Origin of the sequence: Nocardia sp. NPDC019395, assembly GCF_040632335.1 — a bacterium.
Taxonomy (GTDB): domain Bacteria; phylum Actinomycetota; class Actinomycetes; order Mycobacteriales; family Mycobacteriaceae; genus Nocardia.
Map to the genome: position 1 here is coordinate 202,192 of NZ_JBEYBT010000005.1, position 23,518 is coordinate 225,709.

The following is a 23,518-nucleotide window of genomic DNA, read 5'->3' on the forward strand; positions in this document are numbered from 1 at the left end:
GCGGGTCAGTGCCGGCGAGAATTACTCGCCTTTGGCTGCCTGCAACAAGTCGGGCCGGGTCGTTAACTTGACCCGGGGACGCCCCGATTCCTTTCCGGCGCCGCGTTCCGCCTGGTCGATCGCCTTCCAGCCGACCCTGTCCACCAGATCCGGCTGGCGTTCCTGTACCAGGGCACGCAGGGCGTCGCGGTCGCCCTCAGGGGCAACCAGTTTGCCCGACATGAAGTCCGAGATCAGGCCTTCGACCGTTTCCTCCGAATCGATCCGGTTCGAGCCGATCACTCCGCGTGGTCCCCGTTTGATCCAGCCGCTGACGTACACGCCGGTCAGTGGTGTGCCGTCGGGGCCGGTGACCCGCCCGTGTTCGTTGGGCACCACCGCACGCTTATCGTCGAACGGCAGATCCGGTACCGGCTCACCGCGGTAGCCGATCGAGCGCAGCACCAGCGATGCCTCGTAGGTTCCGGTGCGGTCGGTGGCCCGGGCGTTCAGTACACCGTCGATATCGACCAGTTCGTTGTGGGCGACCTCCAGCCCTTCGACCTTGTCCGTGCCGGTCACCTCGGTGGGCGAGGCCAGGTACTTGAAGACGATCCGCTTATTGCCTTCGGTAGGCGATTTCGCGGCGAATTCCTCGGCCAGGGTGTATTTCAACTTCAGCGACGGTTCGATATCCGGATCGTCGAGCAGGGCCTGCGAGGTCGGGTCGAGTTCCAGTTCGGCCGGGTCGATGATCACGTCGACTCCGGACAGATGCTCGAGCGCCAGGAATTCCGGTGACGTGTAGGCGGCCTGCAGTGGTCCGCGGCGGCCCAGTACCACCACTTCCCGGATATTGCTGTCGCGCAGGGCGGCCAGGGCGTGGTCGGCGATATCGGTTTTCGCCAGTTCGTCCGGATGCACGGTCAGTACCCGGGCAACGTCGAGTGCGACGTTGCCGTTACCGACGATGATCGCCCGCTCCCCCGACAGGTCGAAGGTGCGGTCGGCGTAGTCGGGATGGCCGTTGTACCAGGCCACGAATTCGGTCGCGGAGTGGCTACCGGGCAGATCCTCCCCCGGCACATCCATCCGCCGATCCGAGGACGCACCGACCGCGTAGAGGACCGCGTGGTGATGTGCCAGCAGTTCTTCGTGGCTGATGTGTTTACCGACCTCGACGTTCAGGTAGTACTGCAGGGTGTCGCGGCGGAAGGCCGATTCGAACATCCCGGCCACCGTTTTGGTACCGGGGTGGTCGGGGGCCACACCCGCCCGGACCAGGCCCCACGGCGTGGGTAGCCGGTCGAACATCTCCACCTGGACATCGCATCGGCGCAGCAACTCGTCGGCCGCGTAGGCGGCCGCCGGGCCGGCTCCGACGATGGCGACGCGGAGCGTGCCCAGCTCCTTGGGCGGTCGCACCGGGGTGGAGATCGGGTCCAGGTTGGATTCCAGGGGATGCCGCTCGAACCAGGCGGCGTTGATATCCCGGAAGCGGGCCAGCGACGCGGAGAGATCGTCCTCGGAGAAGATGGCCTCCACCGGGCACGCGTCGACACAGGCGCCGCAGTCGATGCAGGTGTCGGGGTCGATGTAGAGCATTTCGGTCGTGGCGAATTCCGGCTGGTCCGGAGTCGGGCGGATGCAGTCGACCGGGCACTCGGAAACGCAGCTGGCATCGTTACAACAACGCTGCGTGATTACGTAGGCCATATTTGTGCAGATCCTCGAGACTTATGTGCGGGCTGGTGCCTTCCGGGTTGCGGTGGGCAGGGCGTGACAATCGAGCGCGGACCGGGATCGCCGGGCCACCTCCATTGTGACTCCGCTTTCAGTTTGCCTCGAGTGTGTTATGTATCTCCGCACCGAGGGTGCCTACGGTGGTCTCATGACCCGGACTCTGATCTTGATGCGGCACGGAAAGTCGGCGTATCCGCCGGGAACCGAGGACCATGAGCGCCCGCTGGCACCGCGCGGCCGGCGTGAAGCCGCGCTGGCCGGAGACTGGTTACGTACCACCGTGCCGGCCGTGGACGCAGTGCGCTGCTCCACCGCGACCCGCACCCGCGAGACCCTCGCCGCTACCGGTATCGCCGCCCCGGTCGAATTCGATGCCGGCATCTACGGGGCCGAGCCCGACGATCTGATCGAACTGATCCAGATGACCGACCCGGCGGCGGCGACCCTGCTGGTGATCGGGCACGCTCCGGGGATGCCGCAGACGGCGTGGGATCTGGCGGCCGAGCACGACACCGAGGACGCGCTGCGGATCAGCCGCAAGTTTCCCACCTCGGCGCTGGCGGTGCTGCGCTTCGCGCAGGCCTGGGACGAGGTGCTACCCGGTACGGGCGACCTGGTGACATTCCACGTCCCTCGCTGAGCCGGCGCGGCCGTTCGGCCCGGCAGGTTTCGACCGCTCAGCGCAGCAGTTTGCCGCCGAATACCGCTCCGGCGCCGAGCAGCACCAGCAGCAGGAATGCGGCCCAGCCGCCGATCAGCCACCAGACCAGCCCGAACACCACCACGATCGGTGCCACCGCGATGGCGGTGATCACCGGGCTTTCCTTGACCGTGGCCCAGGCGGAACGCGCCCGGATCCGGTCGATTTCCTTCGCCATAATCCCAGGTTACGTCTTCGGCACCGGATGCGCTGGGGGGCTCGGGATCCGGCCGGCCCGCCCGCCGGTTCCGTTCCGTCCAGGCGGTGTCCCGGCCGGGCGGGCTGAGTACGCTGGCGCTCGGCGGACCCCGGCGGCCCAGACCGGCGGGGACAGTGATCCCGACCGAGAGGAAATGCGGAGATGGCTGAAGCAACCGAGCAGAGCACAGTTGTCCGCAACGCGGACAAGGACCGCTACGAGGTGTTCTACGGCGGCGATCTGGCCGGATTCGCCGAATACACCGAACGCGGCTCGGAAACGGTATTCACCCATACCGAGATCGACTCGGCTTTCGAGGGTAAGGGGTTGGGCAGCAAACTCGCCGGGTTCGCGATCGGCGATACCGTCGAACGCGAACGGAAGATCCGGCCGGAATGCCCGTTCATCCGTGGCTACCTGGAGAAGCATCCCGAATACTCCGCGCATGTGGTCGGCACCGGCAGTGAGTGATCTCGACCCACACCCGGCCGAAACACTGTGCGAACCGGTCCTCGGCCCGGGTCCGGTGGCCGAGCTGTATCCGGCACGGGAGGTACCGCTGGGCGGGGTGCGCGGAACCTATGTCGAGCGCACGCTGCCGCAGCGGGATCTGCCGACGGTGGGAGCCTGGTGCTTCCTGGACTATTTCGGCGCGCCGACGGTGACCACTACCGGCGCTCCACCCGATATCGATCCGCACCCGCATATCGGCCTACAGACCGTGACCTGGCCTTTCGAGGGCATGATCAGGCATCGGGATTCGGTCCACTCGGATGTCCGGATCGAACCGGGGCAGCTCAATCTGATGACCTCCGGCCGCGGTATCGCGCATTCGGAATACACCGTGCCCGATTCCCCCGCCGGTCGCGGACTGCAGCTGTGGATCGCGCTGCCCGATGATCATCGCGAGATCGCACCGCATTTCGAGCAGCACCGCGAACTGCCGGTCCATCGCGCGCCGGGTCTGCACGCCACGGTGTTGATGGGAACGCTTGCCGGGGTGACTTCGCCGGCGATGATCTACACCCCGCTGGTGGGCGCGGATATCGAGATCGACCCCGCCACCACGACCACCCTGCCGGTGCATCCCGAGTTCGAGTACGCGGTTCTGGTGGTCGCGGGCGCGGTAACGGTGGCCGGGGTCGAGTTGGCGCCCGGTCCGCTGCTGTACCTGGGTACCGGGCGCACGGAGCTGGACCTGTCCAGCGCGACCGGCGGCCGGTTCGCGCTGATCGGCGGCGAGCCGCTGGCCGCGGAATTGGTGATGTGGTGGAACTTCGTCGCCCGCGACCATGCTGAGATCGCCGCGGCGCGCACGGACTGGGAGCAGCACAATACGGCACGTTTCGGAGATATCGACGGCCATCCGCCGGAGCAGCGCATCCCGGCTCCGCCGCTGCCCGGCGGGCAGTTGAAGCCGAGGAGTCGGCGGCCGCGCGGCTGAAGACTCCGCAATCACCGCTTGCCTGGAGTCCACTCCAGGTGGCTAGCGTTATCGGTGTTCGACGAGAGGGCATCGGCGCCCAGAGCAGAAAGTTTTGTGGCGCAGAATAATTCGGCACGAAGGGTGGCCCGTGAGCGTATCCGAACTGAATCGGGACGAGCCCGGCCGGGATCTCCCCCGGCATACGATCAGCGCGGCCGCCCGGCACTGCGGGCTCAGCCAGGACACGCTGCGCTGGTACGAGCGCATCGGTCTGCTCTCCCATATCGGCCGCGACCACACCGGCAAACGCCGGTTCAGCGACCGGGACCTGGAATGGCTGACCCTGATCACGCGCTTGCGCACGACCGGGATGTCGGTGGCCGATATGATCCGCTACGCGGAGCTGGTCCGGGCCGGTGAGAACACCGTTCCCGAGCGGCTCGCGATGTTCCGCGCGACCCGCGCCGAAGTCCTCGACCGAATCGCCGAACTACAGCAGACCATGGCGGTTCTGGATCACAAGATCGCGATCTACGAAGAGCACACCGCGCCCGACGCCGCCCGGTCACCCGATAACGCCGCATCGTGAAGGGAACCTCCGCATGACCACCCCCGCAGCACTCCCGGCAACCCCGCTGGGCTCCGACGGAATCCGCGTCGGCATCCAGGGCCTGGGTTGTATGGGTATGAGCGAGTTCTACGGCCCCACCGACCGCGCGGAATCCCGCGCGACACTGGACCGTGCGCTCGAACTCGGTGTCACACTGTTCGATACCGCCGATATATACGGGTCCGGCGACAACGAGGAATTCCTCGCCGATTTCGTCCGCGCCAATCGGGAACAGATCACGCTGGCCACCAAATTCGCCATCGTCCGCAAACCGGACGACATCCATTACCGCGGCATCGACAACTCACCCGGCTACATCCGTGGCGCCGTGGACGCGAGTCTGCGCAGGCTCGGAATCGACACGATCGACCTCTACTACATGCACCGGCGCGACCCCGCGGTACCGATCGAGGAGACGGTCGGAGTGATGGCCGAACTCGTCCGTGCGGGCAAGGTTCGCGCCCTCGGGCTCTCCGAGGTCACCGGTGACGAACTGCGCGCCGCGCACGCCGTCCATCCGATCGCGGCCGTGCAGTCGGAGTGGTCGCTGTTCTCCCGGGACGTCGAACGCACCGCGGTGCCCGCCGCCGCCGAGCTGGGCGTCACCTTCGTGCCCTACTCCCCGCTCGGGCGCGGATTTCTCACCGGGTCGTTCGCCCGCGCCGACGATCTGAACGACACCGATTTCCGGCGGCATATGCCGCGTTTCACGGGTACGAACGCGGCGCACAACATCGCCCTGCTGGCGCCCGTACACGCCATAGCCGAAGACCGCGGTATAACTCCCGCACAGGTCGCGCTGGCCTGGGTGCATTCCCGTGCACAGGAGCACGGACTGCCGGTCGTCCCGATTCCGGGCACCCGCAAGCGTTCGAGACTCGCCGAGAACGTGGCGGCGGCGACCGTCGGGCTGACCTCGGCCGAACTGGGCCGGCTCGAACCGATCGCCGAACAGGTGGCGGGACCGCGCTACGCGGATATGTCCTTCACATCGGCGGGCCGCGAATAGGGCAGGTCCGCCGATTCGTCCAGCCGCTGGGTACCGATAACGCGCAGCAACTCCAGTTTCTCCGCGGCATCGGTGCCCGGCCGGGGCCGGTAGATCAGCAGCCGCTGGGTGGCGCTGGTGGTGAGCAGGGTTTCACAGTCGAAAGCGATCACGCCGACTTCCGGGTGCACAATGCTCTTGATATCGGAAAGTCGCACGCTCACCTGGTGTTCGTTCCATAGCCGATCGAATTCGACGCTGGCCGCGCGGAGCGCGCCGACGAAATCGAGCACTTCGGGGTCCTTCGCGCGCCGTGCCGCGGTGGCGCGCAGATCGGCCACCTGCCGTCGCGATATCCGGTCCACGTCCTGCGGCGGGCAGAAATCACGAGCAACCGGATCGGTGAACCAGCGCCAGGCAAAGAAACGATTCCGGCCGGGCAACGCGCTCTGGTCACCGATCAGCAGGATATGCATCCGGTTCTGCACCAGGGTTTCGCCGAGGTCGGTGATCACGGCCGCCGGTGTGTCGTCCAGCTTCGCCAGCACGTGCATCATTCCCGGCCCGACATGTTTATCGGGCCCGCTGCCGCGCGGCGGCGCATGATCGCACAGCAGGTAGACGTGATCGCGTTCATCGCTGGTGTACCGCAGTGCCCGGGTAAGCGCGGCCAGGACCTGTGTGGACGGCCGCGGACCCCGGGCCTGCTCCAACCGGGTGTAGTAGTCGGTGGAGATCCCAGCGAGCTGAGCCACCTCGTCGCGGCGCAGCCCCGGCGTCCGGCGGCGCGAACCGGCGGGCAGCCCGACAGCCGAAGGCGTCAGCTGCTCGCGGCGGCGGCGAAGGAAATCGGCGAGTTCGCTACGCTCCATACCTCCACTGTGGCGCACCCCGGCATTGCGAGCCAGGGATCGCCGCTCCCCCGATAAAGCGTCTCTGCCTACGGCGCGAGCGGCACGCCAGCCTGGAGTGCATGACGAACACACAGATGCAGACCTCGAAGCTGGGCAGCACCGGCCCCACGGTCGGACGTATCGGCTACGGCGCGATGGGCCTGTCGGGCGTGTACGGCCCCGCCGACGAGGCGGAGTCGATCGCCACCATCCACGCCGCGCTCGATTCCGGCGCCGGACTCATCGATACCGGCGATTTCTACGGCAGCGGCCACAACGAGATGCTGGTCGGCCGGGCGATCGCCGACCGGGCCCGCGAGGAGATCACCCTCAGCGTGAAGTTCGGGGCCATGATGGGTCCGGATATCAGCTGGCAGGGTATGGACACCCGGCCCGCCGCGGTGAAGAACTTCGTGAGCTACAGCCTGCGCCGGCTCGGGGTGGACTACCTCGATATCTATCGCCCGGCGCGGCTGGACCCCGCGGTCCCGATCGAGGACACCGTCGGCGCCGTTTCCGAACTGATCGAGGCCGGCTACGTCCGGCATATCGGGCTGTCCGAGGTGGGCGCGGAAACCCTGCGCCGCGCCGCCGCGGTGCACCCGATCGCCGACCTGCAAATCGAGTACTCCCTGTTCTCCTGCGGTATCGAAGCCGAGATCCTGCCCACCTGCCGCGAACTCGGCATCGGAATCACCGCCTACGGCGTGCTCTCCCGGGGCCTGCTCAGCGATTCGCTCCGCGGGCGCGCAAATGCCGTGGTGTCGGATTCTCGGGCGGGCATCCCCCGTTTCCAGGGCGAGAATCTCATGGCCAACTTGAAGTTGGTCGACACCCTGGCCGGTCTGGCCGCGGAAAAGGGCATAACCACCGCGCAGCTGGCCATCGCCTGGGTGCTGAGCCGCGGCGACGATATCGTCCCGCTGATCGGCACCCGCACCCCGCGGCGCTGGGCCGAGTCGATCGCCGCCGCGGCCATCTCGCTCACTCCGGCGGAGCAGGCCGCGATCAGCGAGGCCGTCCCGGCCGAGGCGGTAATCGGGAGCCGCTACCCCGAACCTCTGATGACCACACTGGACAGCGAGCGGTGACCCGCCACTCGGCCCCGGTCCGAACCGGGGCCGAGATACTCGCTCAGCCGGACTGTTTCGCCAGCAGGGCGTCCAGCGCCCGGTAGCTGTCATTGAGCCCCTCGGCCATACCGGACTGCAGCATGCCGTCCCGTTCTTCCGGTGTGTGGAACTGACTGACGGTGACAACCCGGGTACGCCCGTCACCGAGATCTTCGAACGTCGCCGCGTCGATCGCGATATGGGCGGGCATACCGTCCCATTCGAAGGACTGCACGATTCGCTCCTGCGGCACGATCTCCCGGATCCGGCCCTCGAACCCGTGGGCCTGGCCCTGATCGTGTTCGACGAAACGCCAGTGCCCGCCGGCACGGAACTCCCAGCGCTCGACGTCGACCTGATGCCCACGGCCCCACCATTGGATCAACTGTTCGAGCCGGGTGTAGGCATCCCACACCCGCTCCCGGGATGCGTTGAAAACACGTTCCACCCGGATCTCGCGATCCGCGGCCGGCGTGACTACGGCTTCTTCGGTACTGGTGCTCATTTCTCGTGCTCCGTTCGTTGCAGGAATTCGCCGAGACGCGTTCGTTGCAGGAATTCGCCGAGACGGTCCATGCGCGCTTCCAGCATCCGCCGGTAGCTCTGCATCCAGGCCACCTCCCGTTCGAAAACATCGGCGCCGATCCGGCAGTACCGAACCCGGCCCTGCTTCTCGGTGATCACCATTCCGGCGTCCTCGAGCAGCTGGATGTGCTTCTTGATGCCGGTGAGGGTCATCGAGAAATCGTCGGCCAGTTCACTGACGGTGGCGGGGCCACGGCCGAGCCGCTCGAGGATGCCCCGCCTGGTGGGGTCCGCGAGCGCCCCGAAGGAGACGTCCAAGAACTCATACTGAACCATCTAGTTCAGTATTGAGCCGTGACCCTGGAAAGTCAACAGGCCATCCGAAACTTGCGGAGCCGCCGGCCGAGGGCTCCCCGGCCGCGGCCACAACCGTCGCCTCACCGATCACCTACCGCGCCCGCCCACGAACGGCTGGACGCGGCCCCTCACCACCGATAGTCGAGGAACTTCCCGTCGAAGGTGATGACCACCCGGTCCCCATCGGGATCCGGACGGCGCGCGAAATCGACCTTGAAATTGATCGCGCTCATGATCCCGTCCCCGAACTCCTCATGGATCAATTCCTTGAGCGCGGGCCCGTACACAGAGATCGCTTCCACGAATCGATAGATCGTGGGATCACTCATCAGAGCTGGATCGGCAGCACGGGCAGGCTGCAGGCTCAAGCTCTCCGCCACCGCGTCGTCCAACCCGAGCAGATCACACACCTGCCGGGCCTGCTCCGCCGTCATCGGATGCTGCCCGAGCAGCGCGGCCGTGGTCCACACCAGCGGAGCGCCGAGTGCGCCGGCAATATCGGCCCAGGACAGCCCCCGCCGAATACGTGCCGCGACAACGAGATCGGCGGCCGCGCTCTTCTTCATGATCGGTTCCATACAACACTCCTGGCGTGGGAAACATCGGAAACAGCGAAAGCCTCCCACCGCACGACAAAGCCGGCCGAACCGGTATCACACTATTTACCTTGCTGATACATAACGAACTTCGATGCACGACCCGACGACTCCCGAAAAGGCAAACGGGACCGCGAGATCCGGTGAGGGCCCGGTAACACGGGCGCGCCCGTCTCGATACGACCAGGAAATCTGGACATCGCACACTTCGCCCACGAGCACTACAAGCGAAGGACGTGTCATGTCTTATCTCAAACCGGCGGAATTCGTCGGCAAAATGATCGACGCCGGAGAAGCGAAGGCATTCATGTCCACCCGCGATACGGTGATCCGCGCCTATATGGCGGGCGCGATCCTGGCCCTCGCCGCCGCGTTCGCCGTCACCATCACCGTGCAGACGGGTAATGCGCTGGTCGGCGCCGTCCTTTTCCCGGTCGGTTTCTGCCTGCTGTACCTTCTGGGCTTCGACTTGCTCACCGGCGTATTCACTCTGGTCCCGCTGGCCTGGATCGATAAGAGACCGGGCGTGAATTGGCGTGCGGTACTGCGCAACTGGGGCCTGGTGTTCGTCGGCAATTTCGCGGGCGCGCTCACCGTCGCTGTCATGATGGCGATCATCGTGACCATGGGATTCTCGATGGACCCCAACGAAGTCGGCCAGCGACTCGGCGAAATCGGCGTCTCGCGCACAGTCGGCTACGCCGACCACGGCGCATCCGGAATGCTCACACTTTTCATCCGCGGCGTGCTGTGCAACTGGATGGTCTCCACGGGCGTGGTAGCGGCCATGATGTCGACTTCGGTCTCCGGCAAGGTTATCGCCATGTGGATGCCGATCATGCTGTTCTTCTACATGGGTTTCGAACATTCGATCGTGAATATGTTCCTGTTCCCCTCCGGCCTGCTCCTGGGCGGCGATTTCTCCATCGGCGACTATTTCATCTGGAATGAAATTCCCACAGTGATCGGCAATCTCGTAGGCGGTCTGGCCTTCGTCGGCCTGACGCTCTATGCGACCCACGCCCGCACCGGGAACCCCAGGCCCCGGCCGGCGGCTGCGGAATCCGGTACAGCAGCCGAAAGCACACCGGCCGAGACCAGCGCACGGCCCTGAAACCCCCTCTTGTACTCACTTATCCAACAACTGAGTACAAGGCGCCGATATTGGAATCAGCACGAGATCTTCCGGATCTTCGGGGCATCACACAGTTCGGCCCCGCTCCGAAAACGGAGCGGGGCCGAACTGCTGACAACCGTCAGGCGATTACCGGTAGTCGCTGAACCCGTAATCGTCCAGCGGGACCGCGGCACCGGTGGCGGCACCGAAGCCCTCCGGGCTGTAGTAGGTGTCGTCGTAGGACGGCACCGCGTACGCCGCGGCACGTGCTTCTTCGGTCGGCTGAACCTGGATATTGCGGTAGCGGTTGATACCGGTACCGGCGGGGATCAGCTTACCGATGATCACGTTCTCCTTGAGACCGATGAGCCTGTCGGAGCGGCAATTGATGGCCGCATCCGTGAGGACTCGGGTGGTCTCCTGGAAGGACGCCGCCGACAGCCACGAATCGGTGGCCAGCGACGCCTTGGTGATACCCATCAGCACCGGACGGCCGGCCGCGGGCTCGCCGCCCTCGGCGACGACCCGGCGGTTGGACGCCTCGAACTCGGCACGCTCGGTGAGCGAACCGGGCAGGAACTCGGTGGCACCCGAATCGATGATCGTCACCCGGCGCAGCATCTGGCGGACGATGACCTCGATGTGCTTGTCGTGGATCGACACACCCTGCGAGCGGTAGACCTCCTGGACCTCGTGGACCAGGTGGATCTGCACCTGCCGGGGGCCCATCACGCGCAGCACCTCGTGCGGATCCGCCGCGCCTTCCAGCAGCTGCTGACCGACCTCGACGTGGTCGCCGTCGGACAGCAGACGCTCGGAACCGTCGTCGTGCTTGAAGACACGCAGACGCTGGCGCTTGGACAGCTTGTCGTAGACCACTTCGTCGCCACCGTCATCGGGAATGATGGTGATCTTGTAGAAGCGGTCGTCGTCCTCCAGCCGGATCCGGCCCGATACTTCGGCGATGGGCGCCTTGCCCTTCGGCACACGCGCCTCGAACAGCTCCTGCACACGCGGCAGACCACCGGTGATGTCATCACCCGCGACACCACCCTGGTGGAAGGTACGCATGGTCAGCTGGGTACCGGGCTCACCGATGGACTGAGCGGCGACGATACCGACGGCCTCACCGATATCGACCAGCTTGCCGGTCGCCATCGAACGGCCGTAGCAGACCGCGCAGACCCCGGTACCGGTGCCGCAGGTCAGCACGGAGCGGACCCGGACCTCGGTGATACCGGCTTCCAGCAGCGCTTCGATGGCCGGGTCGCCGAGGTCGGCACCCTTACCCACCACCACGTTGCCGGCGGTGTCCAGCGCGTCGGACGCGAGCGTCCGGGCGTAGGCGGAGGTCTCCACATGCGCATCGCGGATCATCGTGCCGTCCGGCTGCTTCTCCGCGATATGCACCACGATGCCGCGCTCGGTGGCGCAGTCGGTCTCGCGCACGATCACGTCCTGCGAGACGTCCACCAGACGACGGGTCAGGTAACCCGAGTCGGCGGTACGCAGCGCGGTATCGGCCAGACCTTTACGCGCGCCGTGGGTGTTGATGAAGTACTCCAGAACGGTCAGGCCCTCACGGAACGAGGACTTGATCGGCCGCGGGATGAACTCACCCTTCGGGTTCGTCACCAGGCCCTTCATACCGGCGAGGGTACGGGTCTGGGTGAAGTTACCCGTGGCGCCCGAATCGACGATCGTGATGATCGGGTTATCGGCCGGGTAGTGCGCACGCAGCGCCCTACCGACTTCCTCGGTCGCTTCCTGCCAGATCTTCACCAGGGCGTTGTTGCGCTCCTGATGATCGAGAGCACCACGCTGGTACTTCTTCTCGATCTGATCGGACTGCTGCTCGTAGCGCTCCATGATGTCGGCCTTCTCCGGCGGAACGAGAACGTCCGACATGGAGACGGTGACACCCGAACGCGTGGCCCAGTAGAAACCGGCGTCCTTGAGCTTGTCGACGGTCTGCGCGACCACGATCATCGGGTAGCGCTCGGCGAGATCGTTGATGATCGTCGCCTGCCGCTTCTTCGGCATCGGCTCGTTGATGAAGGCGTAATCCCCGGGCAGCAGTTCGTTGAACAGCACCCGGCCCAGCGTGGTCTGCGTGGTCCACGCATCGCCGCGCCGCCAGCCGTCCGGGAACAGCTCCGCTTCGACATCCTTCGGCGGACGCTGATCGGTCAGCCGCACCTTGATATTCGACCGCACGGTGAGTTCACCGCGGTCGACCGCCATCTGGGCCTCGGCCGGCGAGGAGTACACGCCCTGCTCCGGACCGTCGGCGGTGGACGGCTGGTACTCGCCCTTGGCGCCCTCTTCGAGCCGGGTCAGATAGAACAGACCCGTCACCATGTCCAGACGCGGCATGGCCAGCGGGCGACCCGACGCCGGAGACAGGATGTTGTTCGAGGACAGCATCAGGATGCGGGCCTCGGCCTGCGCCTCCGACGACAGCGGCAGATGGACGGCCATCTGGTCACCGTCGAAGTCGGCGTTGAACGCCTCACAGACCAGCGGATGCAGCTGGATGGCCTTACCTTCCACCAGCTGCGGTTCGAAGGCCTGGATACCGAGACGGTGCAGGGTCGGCGCGCGGTTCAGCAGCACCGGGTGTTCGGCGATGACCTCTTCGAGGACATCCCACACCTGCGGCCGCTGCCGCTCCACCATCCGCTTGGCGGATTTGATGTTCTGGGCGTGGTTCAGGTCGACCAGCCGCTTCATCACGAACGGCTTGAACAGCTCCAGCGCCATCAGCTTCGGCAGACCGCACTGATGCAGTTTCAGCTGCGGGCCGACGACGATAACCGAACGACCGGAGTAGTCGACGCGCTTACCGAGCAGGTTCTGCCGGAAGCGGCCCTGCTTGCCCTTGAGCAGATCGGACAGCGACTTGAGCGGACGGTTACCCGGACCGGTGACCGGCCGGCCACGACGGCCGTTGTCGAACAGCGCGTCCACGGACTCCTGCAGCATCCGCTTCTCGTTGTTGACGATGATCTCGGGCGCACCGAGGTCGATCAGTCGCTTGAGGCGGTTGTTGCGGTTGATCACGCGGCGGTACAGGTCGTTCAGGTCGGAGGTGGCGAAGCGGCCACCGTCGAGCTGGACCATCGGCCGCAGTTCCGGCGGGATCACCGGAACAGCGTCGAGCACCATGCCCATCGGCGAGTTGCCGTTGGTCTGGAACGCCGCGACGACCTTGAGCCGCTTGAGCGCGCGCAGCTTCTTCTGACCCTTACCGCTGCGGATGGTCTCCCGCAGATTCTCGGCCTCGGCCTCGATATCGAAGTTCTCCATCAGCTTCTGGATGGACTCCGCGCCCATCGCGCCGGTGAAGTACTCGCCGTAACGGTCGATGAGCTCGCGGTAGAGCACCTCGTCCACGATCAGCTGCTTCGGAGCCAGCTTGGTGAAGGTGTTCCAGATCTCCTCGAGCCGGTCCAGCTCACGCTGGGCACGGTCGCGGAGCTGCTTCATCTCGCGCTCGCCGCCGTCCTTGACCTTGCGGCGCACATCGGACTTCGCGCCCTCGGCCTCCAGCTCGGCCAGATCGGCCTCGAGCTTCTGGGCCCGGGCCTCGAGATCGGCATCGCGCTGGTCGGTGACGGTCTTCTTCTCGACCTCCATCTCCGCCTCGAGCGTCGACAGCTCGTTGTGCCGCATCTCGTCGTCGACAGCGGTGATGACGTAGGCGGCGAAGTAGATGATCTTTTCCAGATCCTTCGGCGCCAGGTCGAGCAGGTAGCCGAGCCGGCTCGGCACACCCTTGAAATACCAGATATGGGTGACCGGGGCGGCCAGCTCGATATGGCCCATCCGCTCACGGCGCACCTTCGCACGGGTCACCTCGACGCCGCAGCGTTCACAGATGATGCCCTTGAAGCGGACGCGCTTGTACTTACCGCAGTAGCACTCCCAGTCCCGGGTGGGACCGAAGATCTTCTCGCAGAACAAGCCGTCCTTCTCCGGCTTGAGCGTGCGGTAGTTGATGGTCTCCGGTTTCTTCACCTCGCCGAAAGACCAGTTGCGGATGTCTTCGGCGGTGGCCAGGCCGATCCGGAGTTCATCGAAGAAGTTGACGTCTAGCACGTAACTTCCTTTCCCCTGTTCGGGTCGAATACGAGCAAAAGTTCTCTAATGGTTCGAACGCGGTGGCCGGGTGCCGAGCCGTGATCCGGTACGGCAGCCGGCCATCGCCCTAGTTCGCCAAATCGTCGACGGTGGCCGCTTCGTTCCGGGACAGATTGATGCCCAGATTGGCCGCCGCCCGCTCCAGATCCTCGTCGTCGCCGTCGCGCATCTCGATCGCGGCGCCATCGGACGACAGCACCTCGACATTGAGGCACAGCGACTGGAGTTCCTTGAGCAGAACCTTGAACGATTCCGGAATGCCCGGTTCCGGAATGTTCTCGCCCTTGACGATCGCCTCGTAGACCTTCACGCGGCCCACGACATCGTCGGACTTGATGGTCAGCAGTTCCTGCAGGGTGTAGGCGGCGCCGTAGGCCTGCATGGCCCAGCATTCCATTTCACCGAAGCGCTGACCGCCGAACTGCGCCTTACCACCGAGCGGCTGCTGGGTGATCATCGAGTACGGACCGGTCGACCGGGCGTGGATCTTGTCGTCGACCAGGTGGTGCAGCTTCAGGATGTACATATAGCCGACCGCCACCGGGTACGGGAACGGTTCGCCGGAACGTCCGTCGAACAGCGTCGACTTACCGTCGTCGTTGACCATCCGCTCACCGTCGCGGTTGGGCAGCGTCGAGCTGAGCAGACCGGTGAGCTCCTCCTCGCGCGCACCGTCGAAGACGGGGGTCGCGATATTGGAGTCCGACGGTGCGCCCAGCATCTGCTCCGGCAGCGCCTGCGCCCAGTCCGGGCGGGTGCCGTCGGCGGCGACGTCGACCTGCCAGCCCGCCTTGCCGATCCAGCCGAGATGGGTTTCCAGGATCTGGCCGATGTTCATACGACGCGGCACACCGTGGGTGTTCAGGATGATGTCGACCGGGGTGCCGTCCGGCATGAACGGCATATCCTCGGTCGGCAGGATCTTGCCGATAACACCCTTGTTGCCGTGCCGGCCGGCCAGCTTGTCGCCGTCCTGGATCTTGCGCTTCTGCGCCACGTACACCCGGACCAGCTCGTTCACGCCCGGAGGCAGATCGTCGTCGTCCTCGCGGGAGAACACCCGGATGCCGATGACCTTGCCGGACTCACCGTGCGGGACCTTCAGCGAGGTATCGCGCACCTCGCGCGCCTTCTCACCGAAGATCGCGCGCAGCAGCCGCTCCTCCGGAGTGAGCTCGGTCTCGCCCTTCGGGGTGACCTTGCCGACCAGGATGTCGCCGTCACGAACCTCGGCGCCGATACGCACGATGCCACGCTCGTCCAGATCGGCCAGCACCTCGTCGGAGACGTTCGGGATATCCCGGGTGATCTCCTCGGCGCCCAGTTTGGTGTCACGGGCGTCGATCTCGTGCTCTTCGATATGGATCGAGGTCAGGACATCGTCCTCCACGAGGCGCTGCGACAGGATGATCGCGTCCTCGTAGTTGTGACCCTCCCACGGCATGATCGCCACGAGCAGGTTCTTGCCGAGCGCCATCTCGCCGTTCTCGGTGCACGGCCCGTCGGCCAGCACCTGGCCGTATTCGACCCGCTGACCCTCGTCCACGATCGGCCGCTGGTTGGCGCAGGTGCCCTGGTTGGAGCGGGCGAACTTACGCATCCGGTAGCTGCGCCGGGTGCCGTCGTCGTGCATGACGGTGATGTAGTCGGCGGAGACCTCCTCCACCACACCGGGCTTCTCGTTCACGACCACATCGCCGGCGTCGACCGCGGCCCGCAGCTCCATACCGGTGCCGACCAGCGGCGATTCGGAACGGATCAGCGGTACGGCCTGACGCTGCATATTCGCACCCATCAGGGCACGGTTGGCGTCGTCGTGTTCGAGGAACGGAATCATGGCGGTCGCCACCGACACCATCTGGCGCGGCGAGACGTCCATATAGTCGACCTCGAGCGGGCCGACGAACTCCATCTCCTCATTGCCCTTACGGGCCAGAATCCGATCCTCGGCGAAGGTGCCGTCCGCGCGGACCGCCGAGTTGGCCTGGGCACGCGTGTGCCGGTCCTCCTCGTCCGCTGTCAGGTAGACGACCTCGTCGGTGACCCGGCCTTCGATGACCTTCCGGTACGGCGTCTCGATGAAGCCGAACGGATTGACCCGCGCGTACACCGCCAGCGAACCGATCAGGCCGATGTTCGGGCCTTCCGGGGTCTCGATGGGGCACATACGGCCGTAGTGCGACGGGTGGACGTCACGAACTTCGAGGCCGGCGCGCTCACGGGAAAGACCACCCGGACCCAGCGCGTTCAGGCGGCGCTTATGAGTCAGGCCCGAGAGCGGGTTGTTCTGGTCCATGAACTGCGACAGCTGCGAGGTGCCGAAGAACTCCTTGATCGCCGCCACGACGGGACGGATATTGATCAGGGTCTGCGGCGTGATGGCCTCGACGTCCTGGGTGGTCATGCGCTCACGCACGACACGTTCCATCCGGGACAGACCGACACGGATCTGGTTCTGGATGAGTTCGCCGACCGTACGGATACGCCGGTTACCGAAGTGATCGATATCGTCGACCTCGACCGGAACCTCGACACCGCCGGGAACGGTCATCATCCGGTCGCCCTGATGCAGGCGAACCAGGTATTCGATGATCGCGACGATATCGTCCTTGGTCAGCACCGAGCCCTTGACCGGGACGCCGGCGTTGACGCCCAGCTTCTTGTTGACCTTGTAGCGGCCGACGCGGGCCAGGTCGTAACGCTTCTCCTTGAAGAACAGGTTCTCCAGCAGGGTCTGCGCGGATTCCTTGGTCGGCGGTTCGCCCGGCCGCAGTTTGCGGTAGATATCGAGCAGCGCCTCGTCCTGGCCGGCGGTGTTGTCCTTCTCCAGCGTGGACATCATGATCTCGGAGAAACCGAACCGCTCGGCGATCTCCTCGTTGGTCCAGCCGAGGGCCTTGAGCAGAACGGTGACGGGCTGACGACGCTTACGGTCGATTCGCACGCCGACGGTATCGCGCTTGTCGACGTCGAATTCCAGCCAGGCGCCACGGCTCGGGATGACCCGGACGCTGTGCAGATCCTTTTCGGTGCTCTTGTCGACCGACTGGTCGAAGTAGACGCCCGGCGAGCGCACCAGCTGGGACACCACGACACGCTCGGTGCCGTTGATGATGAAGGTGCCCTTATCGGTCATCATCGGGAAATCTCCCATGAAGACCGTCTGGCTCTTGATCTCACCGGTGTTGTTGTTGATGAACTCCGCGGTGACGAACAACGGCGCCGCGTAGGTCATGTCCTTGTCTTTGCACTCGTCGATGGAGGCCTTGACCTCTTCGAAGCGCGGATCGGAGAAGGACAGGGACATCGAGCCGGAGAAGTCCTCGATCGGCGAAAGCTCTTCGAGGACCTCCTCGAGCCCGCCGGCCAGCCCGCCGTCGCCGCGAGCGGCGGCCCGCTCACGCCATTCCGGCGTGCCGACCAGCCAGGCGAAAGATTCCGTTTGTAGATCGAGAAGTCCGGGCACCTCCAGCGGCTCCCGGAGCTTCGCGAAAGACACCCGCAATGGAGCCCCGGGGATACCCCCTGAAACTCCCAGCTTCGTATTGGCGCTTGTCTGGGTGGAGACTGCCAAGATGCGTCCTTCCAGCACCTCACGCGCGTCGCGTGGTGGTCCGCGACCGTCGCTTGTCTGCTACATTTTGGGATTCTCGCTGGTCACAACCCGAACGAGACTCGAACAGCAAACAACGGAAGCATCACCGGAAGGGTGGGACTTTCGCAGTGCGATCAAGGTATGGACAGGAGGCAGCCAGCGCAACGTCCAAACCTACACCTACCTATACGGAGGTGTCAAAGTACCACCCCGGCGAACCGCTGCGCGGCTGACGCGCCGGGCCCGTATCGCTGGCTGCGTTCCGGGCCACGGCCGTGCCGCCGAAAACCGATTCGGCGTGGGTGGTCGTGCACTACCGAGGCAACTCATGCTGCCTCCACTAGCGTGACTGGTCCGGCGAAACTCGTCAAGTGGCCGTGCCGACCTGGACGTCTGCCGGATCGACTGGCGCACTACAAGATCAGCGGTAACCCGCGGATCGCGCCCAGTCCGCTGGGTGGGAGCGACGGGCCCGGCGCCGACCCGGCAGCGAAACGAACAGCGCGCCGGGTGAGAACCCGGCGCGCTGCTTCTCGGAGGCGAGATCGATCAGACCTTGGGGTACTGCATGGTGTCGAAGTCGGAGCCGGGGAAATCGTTGCCCTGATCACCCGACCCGAGCTGCCGCCCGGAGTTGTAGGACATGACCATCGTCTCGTCGTTCTCATCGAGCGATTCGTTGATGGCCGCTTGCGCCGTATGCGGCAGGGTGTGCATGATCTCGCGCACCCGCAGCTTCCGCCGCTGCACGGCCTGCCGGACCGGCATACCCGGCGTCGCCTTCATCTGCGGGATGATGCCTTCCACCTCTTCGGCACCACCGTGGTGATGACCGGCATCGACCATGGCCTGCTCACGCGCCATCTGGGCTTCGTCCTTCTCCTCGGACATACCGATGGGGCCGATCATGCGGCCGTTGAGGAACTGCTTGACCACCGGCTCCTCGCTGGTGAGCAGCACCTCACGCGGGCCGAACATCACCAGCTGGCGGCGGAAGAGCATGCCGATGTTGTCGGGCACCGTACGCGCCAGGTTGATGTTGTGCGTCACGATCAGGATCGTGGCGTCGATCTGCGCGTTGATATCGATCAGCAACTGGCTGAGGTACGAGGTGCGCACCGGGTCCAGGCCCGAGTCGGGCTCATCGACCAGGATGATCTGGGGGTCGAGTACCAGCGCGCGAGCCAGGCCGGCTCGTTTGCGCATACCGCCGGAGATTTCGCCGGGTAGTTTGCCCTCGGCGCCGAGAAGACCGGTGAGCTCCAGCTTCTCCATCACGATCTTGCGGATCTCGGACTCGGGCTTCTTCGTATGTTCGCGCAGCGGGAAGGCCACATTGTCGTACAGATTCATCGACCCGAACAGCGCACCGTCCTGGAACAGCACGCCGAACAGTTTGCGAATCTCGTAGAGCTCCTTGTTGGAGCAAGTGGTGATATCGGTACCACCGATGAAAATAGAGCCACGTTCCGGCCGCAACAAGCCGATCAACGACTTCAAGAATACGGACTTACCAGTGCCCGACGGGCCCAGCAGCGCGCTGACCTCACCGGCAGGCAGGGTAATCGAAACGTCCTGCCAAATCCGCTGTGAACCGAACGACTTGGTTACACTCTCGGTCCTGACCTCGACGCCCACGCCAACCTCCACATTTCTCAGCGAGCTACCCACTCGGCACCACAGACCCGGAAGCGGTGCGTCACGTCACAGTGGGTCCGGCCACTGTAACTCATGGGACCGCTATAACACACCCGACCTGACCGAAGAGTAACCATCGAGGCGGGTGTCCACACGGCGGAATCGCGGTTAACCAGCGAACAAGAAACGGGCGGTTCCTCTGCGGAACCGCCCGTTTTTCTTGCTGCCGGTCGGAATTACTTGACCGAAACCTTGGCGCCGGCGCCTTCCAGCTTCTCCTTGGCGGCGTCAGCGGCTTCCTTGGCCACCTTCTCCAGGATCGGCTTCGGCGCGCCCTCGACGAGGTCCTTGGCTTCCTTCAGGCCCAGGCCGGAGACGATCTCACGGACCACCTTGATGACCTGGATCTTCTTATCGCCGGCACCCTCGAGGATGACGTCGAACTCGTCCTGCTCCTCGGCGGCCTCGGCGGCGGCCGGGGCGGCACCCGCGGCGGCGACGGCGACCGGCGCAGCGGCGGTGACCTCGAACTTCTCCTCGAACTTCTTCACGAAGTCCGACAGCTCCAGCAGGGTCATGCTGCCGAAGGTTTCGAGCAGCTCGTCAACGTTGGCCATTGTTGTTTCCTTTCGATAGTGAATGTCTGTGCGGGCGAGCCGGAGGCGGCCGTTCCGCGAATGGAGATGCGGAAAGTGCTACTCCGCGGCGGCGTCTCCGCCTTCGCTCTGCTTCTTCTCCTGCAGCGCGGCGGCCAGCCGGGCCACCTGCGAAGCCGGAGCGTTGAACAGACCGGCGGCCTTGGACAGATTGCCCTTCATCGCACCGGCCAGCTTGGCCAGCAGGACCTCGCGGGACTCCAGGTCGGCGATCCGCTCGACCTCGGACACGGACAGCGGAGCGCCGTCCATGTACCCGCCCTTGATGACGAGCGCCTTGTGCTCCTTGGCGAAGGTCTTCAGCGCCTTGGCGGCGTCGACCGGCTCACCGGAGATGAACGCGATCGCGGTGGGTCCGACGAACAGCTCGTCCAGGCCCTCCACACCGGCCTCGGCCGCGGCGCGCTTCACCAGGGTGTTCTTGGCGACGGAGTACGTGGCGCCGGTACCGAGCGCACGACGCAGTTCGGTCAGAGCACTGACGGACAGGCCACGGTATTCCGTGATCACTGCAGCCGTCGAGCCCTTGAACTGCTCGGTGATCTCCGTGACCGCGGCAACCTTTTCGGGTTTCGCCATACTTCGCCTCCTCTCTGATGTCGGTTGGCGTAATGCCCTACCGAATCAGGGGCCGGCGAAAGAACAAGCGCCCCGAACGCAGAGCGTCCCGGGGCGCGAAAGAAGATCTCGACCACAGGCCCGCCTGTGCTCGCTTCCAGCCTCGGCTCTCCCTGCGTGGGCCGCCGGCACTCTCGCCGGACCTTCGACCGATTCCATCCGGAATCGACGACCTACGGTCTTCGGTAGAACAGATTGGGTGGTGTCGAACCAGTCGACAACCTGAGCAAGCGTACCTGGCGGATCCCTGTCCTGGCAAAACGGCCTACTCGTAATACGACAACAGCGGCGGGAACTGTATCCGTTCCCGCCGCTGTCGACGTACTCACCAGCTGAGCGCCTTACGCGGTCGCGTCCTCTTCGAGGAGGTTGCGGGTGCGGTTCGGGTCCACCGGGATGCCCGGTCCGGTGTTCGTCGAAACCGTCACCTTTTTGACGTAACGCCCCTTGGCGGTAGACGGCTTGGCGCGCAGGATCTCATCCAGCGCGGCACCGTAGTTCTCCACCAGCTTGCTGTCGTCGAACGACGCTTTACCGATGACGAAATGCAGGTTGGCCTGCTTGTCGACACGGAAGTTGATCTTGCCGCCCTTGATATCGGCGACCGCTTTGGTCACATCGGTGGTGACCGTGCCGGTCTTCGGGTTCGGCATCAGGCCGCGCGGGCCCAGCACACGCGCGATCCGACCGACCTTGGCCATCTGATCCGGGGTGGCGATCGCGGCGTCGAAATCCAGCCAGCCGCCCTGGATCCGCTCGATCAGATCCTCGGCGCCGACAGCGTCCGCACCGGCGGCCTCGGCCTCGGCGGCCTTCTCACCGGCCGCGAACACGATGACGCGGGCGGTTTTACCGGTGCCGTGCGGCAGATTCACCGTGCCGCGGACCATCTGGTCGGCCTTACGGGGATCCACGCCGAGCCGGACCGCAACCTCGACGGTCGCGTCGGTCTTCGTGGTGGAGGTCTCCTTGGCCAGCCGCGCGGCGGCCAGCGGGGAGTAGAGCTTCGCGCGATCGACCTTCTCGGCCGCGGCGAGATATGCCTTGCTTCGTTTTGCCATGTTCCTCTGTCCTTGTCCTGGTTCAGCTGTGGTTATCGGGCCTGGCCGGCCCTCCCACCGATAGCGGTAGCGATGAACCGCTCAGCCTTCAGTGTCGGATGGAAGGCTGCGCTACGCCTGCGTGGTTACGCTGCGCTGCCTCTCCGGCGCTGACGCTCAGCCTTCGACGGTGATACCCATCGAGCGTGCGGTCCCGGCAATGATCTTGGCCGCCTGATCGATATCGTTGGCGTTCAGATCTTCCTGCTTGGTCTTCGCGATCTCGCGCACCTGATCCATGGTCACCTTGGCGACCTTGTTGCGATGCGGCTCGGGCGAACCCTTCTGCACACCGGCAGCCTTGAGCAGCAGCTTGGCGGCGGGCGGCGTCTTCAGCTTGAAGTCGAAGGACCGATCCTCGTACACCGAGATCTCGACCGGCACGACATTGCCGCGCTGCGATTCGGTCGCGGCATTGTACGCCTTGCAGAACTCCATGATGTTGACGCCGTGCTGACCGAGCGCCGGGCCCACCGGCGGAGCCGGATTCGCCGCGCCGGCCTGGATCTGAAGCTTGATGATCCCGGCGAGCTTCTTCTTCTTGGGGGGCATCTTTCTTTCCTAGTTGTGTGGTGTTCCTTGCTCTCTGCAAGGTCCGGCCCGGGGCACGACGGCCCCGGGAAGCACAGGCGCCGCCGCTAGATCTTGGCGACCTTGGTGAATTCCAGCTCGACAGGCGTTTCCCGGCCGAAGATCGAAACCAGCACCTTGAGCTTCTGCTGTTCGGCATTGACCTCGGAGATGGTGGCGGGCAACGTCGCGAACGGGCCGTCCATCACCGTCACCGATTCGCCGACCTCGAAATCGACCTCGATAGCGGGCTTGGCCGGGGTCTCGCCGCCGGTGTCCTGGGCGGCAGAGGCAGCGGCCGGTGCGGGCGCCTTCTTCTGCTGCGAAGCCGGGACCAGGAATTTCACCACTTCGTTGATGGTCAGCGGCGAGGGGCGCGAGGTCGCGCCGACGAAGCCGGTGACACCCGGAGTGTTGCGCACCGCACCCCAGGACTCGTCGTTCAGATCCATCCGCACCAGGATGTAGCCCGGCAGCACTTTGCGGTTGACGCTCTTGCGCTGGCCGTTCTTGATCTCGGTGACCTCTTCGGTGGGCACCTCCACCTGGAAGATGTACTCCTCCAGGTCCAGGTTCTGCACACGGGTCTCGAGGTTGGTCTTCACCTTGTTCTCGTAACCGGCGTAGGAGTGCACGACGTACCAGTCGCCGGGAGAACGCCGCAGAACGGCCTTCATCTGTTCGACCGGGTCCACTTCTTCCGCTTCGGCCTCGGTGGATGCGGGCGCGGCCTCGTCGGCAGCCTCGGGCGCGGCGTCGGACGCCGGCTCCTCGACAGATACGGCGGCCTCCTCGGCCGTCTGATCGTCGACCGGGAACTCGTCGGTGGTGTCGTTCTCCGGGGTGCTCACTGGGCACTCGCTTCCTGTGTCGTCACGTGCATCCTCTGCGTGCCGGGGTTCGGGCGCGGCGGTCGCCTCTGGCGTCCGGCCCGCGGCGCGGATCGGGTTACC

21 protein-coding genes are annotated in these 23,518 nt (G+C 65.2%); 7 read left to right on the forward strand and 14 right to left on the reverse strand.

The window, feature by feature from the left end; genetic code table 11:
• Positions 1-21: 21 nt before the first annotated feature.
• Positions 22-1,695: a 4Fe-4S binding protein gene (locus ABZ827_RS16545; protein ID WP_357237625.1), complete on the reverse strand. Its 1,674-nt coding sequence runs from the start codon at positions 1,693-1,695 to the stop codon at positions 22-24.
• A 175-nt stretch (positions 1,696-1,870) separates the two neighbouring features.
• On the opposite strand from ABZ827_RS16545, the gene ABZ827_RS16550 reads away from it, so the two are divergent.
• The gene (locus tag ABZ827_RS16550; RefSeq protein ID WP_357237626.1) at positions 1,871-2,362 is read left to right on the forward strand and encodes a histidine phosphatase family protein; all 492 of its coding nucleotides are present in this window, start codon (positions 1,871-1,873) and stop codon (positions 2,360-2,362) included.
• 37 nt (positions 2,363-2,399) lie between these two features.
• On the opposite strand, the gene ABZ827_RS16555 is transcribed toward ABZ827_RS16550, so the two are convergent.
• Positions 2,400-2,603, reverse strand: a complete 204-nt coding sequence (locus ABZ827_RS16555; RefSeq protein ID WP_357237728.1) for a hypothetical protein — start codon at positions 2,601-2,603, stop codon at positions 2,400-2,402.
• A 180-nt stretch (positions 2,604-2,783) separates the two neighbouring features.
• Between ABZ827_RS16555 and ABZ827_RS16560 the strand changes: the two genes are divergently transcribed.
• From ABZ827_RS16560 to ABZ827_RS16575, 4 genes are all read left to right on the forward strand, one after another.
• The gene (locus ABZ827_RS16560; RefSeq protein WP_357237627.1) at positions 2,784-3,092 is read left to right on the forward strand and encodes a GNAT family N-acetyltransferase; all 309 of its coding nucleotides are present in this window, start codon (positions 2,784-2,786) and stop codon (positions 3,090-3,092) included.
• Positions 3,085-4,065 carry a pirin family protein gene (locus ABZ827_RS16565; RefSeq protein WP_357237628.1) on the forward strand — a complete coding sequence of 327 codons (981 nt, stop codon included), beginning with the start codon at positions 3,085-3,087 and terminating at the stop codon, positions 4,063-4,065. The genes ABZ827_RS16560 and ABZ827_RS16565 overlap by 8 nt, the downstream gene beginning before the upstream one ends.
• A gap of 130 nt (positions 4,066-4,195) precedes the next feature.
• Positions 4,196-4,636 (forward strand): MerR family transcriptional regulator, encoded by a 441-nt coding sequence (locus ABZ827_RS16570; RefSeq protein ID WP_357237629.1) that lies wholly within the window; start codon positions 4,196-4,198, stop codon positions 4,634-4,636.
• 13 nt (positions 4,637-4,649) lie between these two features.
• Positions 4,650-5,666, forward strand: coding sequence for an aldo/keto reductase (locus ABZ827_RS16575; protein WP_357237630.1), 1,017 nt, complete (start codon positions 4,650-4,652; stop codon positions 5,664-5,666).
• Here ABZ827_RS16575 and ABZ827_RS16580 read toward each other — a convergent pair.
• Positions 5,627-6,517, reverse strand: coding sequence for a helix-turn-helix transcriptional regulator (locus ABZ827_RS16580; RefSeq protein WP_357237631.1), 891 nt, complete (start codon positions 6,515-6,517; stop codon positions 5,627-5,629). The genes ABZ827_RS16575 and ABZ827_RS16580 overlap by 40 nt on opposite strands.
• A 101-nt stretch (positions 6,518-6,618) precedes the next feature.
• On the opposite strand from ABZ827_RS16580, the gene ABZ827_RS16585 reads away from it, so the two are divergent.
• The gene (locus ABZ827_RS16585; RefSeq protein ID WP_357237632.1) at positions 6,619-7,629 is read left to right on the forward strand and encodes an aldo/keto reductase; all 1,011 of its coding nucleotides are present in this window, start codon (positions 6,619-6,621) and stop codon (positions 7,627-7,629) included.
• Between the two features lie 43 nt (positions 7,630-7,672).
• Here the strand turns inward: ABZ827_RS16585 and ABZ827_RS16590 are convergent, their stop codons facing one another.
• The 3 genes from ABZ827_RS16590 to cynS all read right to left on the reverse strand — a co-directional run bounded on the left by ABZ827_RS16590 (position 7,673) and on the right by cynS (position 9,110).
• Positions 7,673-8,155, reverse strand: a complete 483-nt coding sequence (locus ABZ827_RS16590; RefSeq protein ID WP_357237633.1) for an SRPBCC family protein — start codon at positions 8,153-8,155, stop codon at positions 7,673-7,675.
• Positions 8,152-8,511 (reverse strand): metalloregulator ArsR/SmtB family transcription factor, encoded by a 360-nt coding sequence (locus tag ABZ827_RS16595; protein ID WP_357237634.1) that lies wholly within the window; start codon positions 8,509-8,511, stop codon positions 8,152-8,154. The genes ABZ827_RS16590 and ABZ827_RS16595 overlap by 4 nt, the downstream gene beginning before the upstream one ends.
• A 149-nt stretch (positions 8,512-8,660) precedes the next feature.
• Positions 8,661-9,110 carry a cyanase gene (gene cynS, locus ABZ827_RS16600; RefSeq protein ID WP_357237635.1) on the reverse strand — a complete coding sequence of 150 codons (450 nt, stop codon included), beginning with the start codon at positions 9,108-9,110 and terminating at the stop codon, positions 8,661-8,663.
• A 259-nt stretch (positions 9,111-9,369) separates the two neighbouring features.
• On the opposite strand from cynS, the gene ABZ827_RS16605 reads away from it, so the two are divergent.
• On the forward strand, positions 9,370-10,242 hold the full coding sequence (locus ABZ827_RS16605) for a formate/nitrite transporter family protein (protein ID WP_357237636.1): 873 nt from the start codon (positions 9,370-9,372) through the stop codon (positions 10,240-10,242).
• 150 nt (positions 10,243-10,392) lie between these two features.
• On the opposite strand, the gene ABZ827_RS16610 is transcribed toward ABZ827_RS16605, so the two are convergent.
• From ABZ827_RS16610 to nusG, 8 genes are all read right to left on the reverse strand, one after another.
• Positions 10,393-14,346 (reverse strand): DNA-directed RNA polymerase subunit beta', encoded by a 3,954-nt coding sequence (locus ABZ827_RS16610; RefSeq protein WP_357237637.1) that lies wholly within the window; start codon positions 14,344-14,346, stop codon positions 10,393-10,395.
• Positions 14,347-14,455: 109 nt separating this feature from the next.
• Positions 14,456-17,980, reverse strand: coding sequence for a DNA-directed RNA polymerase subunit beta (locus ABZ827_RS16615; protein WP_357237638.1), 3,525 nt, complete (start codon positions 17,978-17,980; stop codon positions 14,456-14,458).
• A 552-nt stretch (positions 17,981-18,532) separates the two neighbouring features.
• Positions 18,533-19,621 carry an ABC transporter ATP-binding protein gene (locus ABZ827_RS16620; protein ID WP_357237639.1) on the reverse strand — a complete coding sequence of 363 codons (1,089 nt, stop codon included), beginning with the start codon at positions 19,619-19,621 and terminating at the stop codon, positions 18,533-18,535.
• A gap of 236 nt (positions 19,622-19,857) precedes the next feature.
• A complete protein-coding gene (gene rplL / locus ABZ827_RS16625) occupies positions 19,858-20,238 on the reverse strand; it encodes a 50S ribosomal protein L7/L12 (protein ID WP_357237640.1) in 381 nt (126 codons plus the stop codon).
• A gap of 78 nt (positions 20,239-20,316) precedes the next feature.
• Positions 20,317-20,856, reverse strand: a complete 540-nt coding sequence (gene rplJ, locus ABZ827_RS16630; protein WP_357237641.1) for a 50S ribosomal protein L10 — start codon at positions 20,854-20,856, stop codon at positions 20,317-20,319.
• A 380-nt stretch (positions 20,857-21,236) separates the two neighbouring features.
• Complete coding sequence (rplA, locus tag ABZ827_RS16635; RefSeq protein WP_357237642.1) at positions 21,237-21,956, reverse strand: 50S ribosomal protein L1; 720 nt, start codon at positions 21,954-21,956, stop codon at positions 21,237-21,239.
• Between the two features lie 156 nt (positions 21,957-22,112).
• Positions 22,113-22,547, reverse strand: coding sequence for a 50S ribosomal protein L11 (rplK, locus tag ABZ827_RS16640; RefSeq protein ID WP_357237643.1), 435 nt, complete (start codon positions 22,545-22,547; stop codon positions 22,113-22,115).
• An 86-nt stretch (positions 22,548-22,633) separates the two neighbouring features.
• A complete protein-coding gene (gene nusG, locus ABZ827_RS16645; RefSeq protein WP_357237644.1) occupies positions 22,634-23,416 on the reverse strand; it encodes a transcription termination/antitermination protein NusG in 783 nt (260 codons plus the stop codon).
• Positions 23,417-23,518: the final 102 nt, after the last annotated feature.

Excerpts from the sequence above, each read along its gene's own strand:
- cynS (WP_357237635.1), bottom strand. The coding sequence starts at position 9,110 with ATGGAACCGATCATGAAGAAGAGCGCGGCCGCCGATCTCGTTGTCGCG.
- rplA (WP_357237642.1), bottom strand. The coding sequence starts at position 21,956 with ATGGCAAAACGAAGCAAGGCATATCTCGCCGCGGCCGAGAAGGTCGAT.
- rplL (WP_357237640.1), bottom strand. The coding sequence starts at position 20,238 with ATGGCCAACGTTGACGAGCTGCTCGAAACCTTCGGCAGCATGACCCTG.
- rplJ (WP_357237641.1), bottom strand. The coding sequence starts at position 20,856 with ATGGCGAAACCCGAAAAGGTTGCCGCGGTCACGGAGATCACCGAGCAG.
- ABZ827_RS16605 (WP_357237636.1), top strand. The coding sequence starts at position 9,370 with ATGTCTTATCTCAAACCGGCGGAATTCGTCGGCAAAATGATCGACGCC.
- ABZ827_RS16585 (WP_357237632.1), top strand. The coding sequence starts at position 6,619 with ATGACGAACACACAGATGCAGACCTCGAAGCTGGGCAGCACCGGCCCC.
- ABZ827_RS16545 (WP_357237625.1), bottom strand. The coding sequence starts at position 1,695 with ATGGCCTACGTAATCACGCAGCGTTGTTGTAACGATGCCAGCTGCGTT.
- ABZ827_RS16550 (WP_357237626.1), top strand. The coding sequence starts at position 1,871 with ATGACCCGGACTCTGATCTTGATGCGGCACGGAAAGTCGGCGTATCCG.
- ABZ827_RS16580 (WP_357237631.1), bottom strand. The coding sequence starts at position 6,517 with ATGGAGCGTAGCGAACTCGCCGATTTCCTTCGCCGCCGCCGCGAGCAG.
- ABZ827_RS16560 (WP_357237627.1), top strand. The coding sequence starts at position 2,784 with ATGGCTGAAGCAACCGAGCAGAGCACAGTTGTCCGCAACGCGGACAAG.
- ABZ827_RS16575 (WP_357237630.1), top strand. The coding sequence starts at position 4,650 with ATGACCACCCCCGCAGCACTCCCGGCAACCCCGCTGGGCTCCGACGGA.
- rplK (WP_357237643.1), bottom strand. The coding sequence starts at position 22,547 with ATGCCCCCCAAGAAGAAGAAGCTCGCCGGGATCATCAAGCTTCAGATC.
- ABZ827_RS16590 (WP_357237633.1), bottom strand. The coding sequence starts at position 8,155 with ATGAGCACCAGTACCGAAGAAGCCGTAGTCACGCCGGCCGCGGATCGC.
- ABZ827_RS16595 (WP_357237634.1), bottom strand. The coding sequence starts at position 8,511 with ATGGTTCAGTATGAGTTCTTGGACGTCTCCTTCGGGGCGCTCGCGGAC.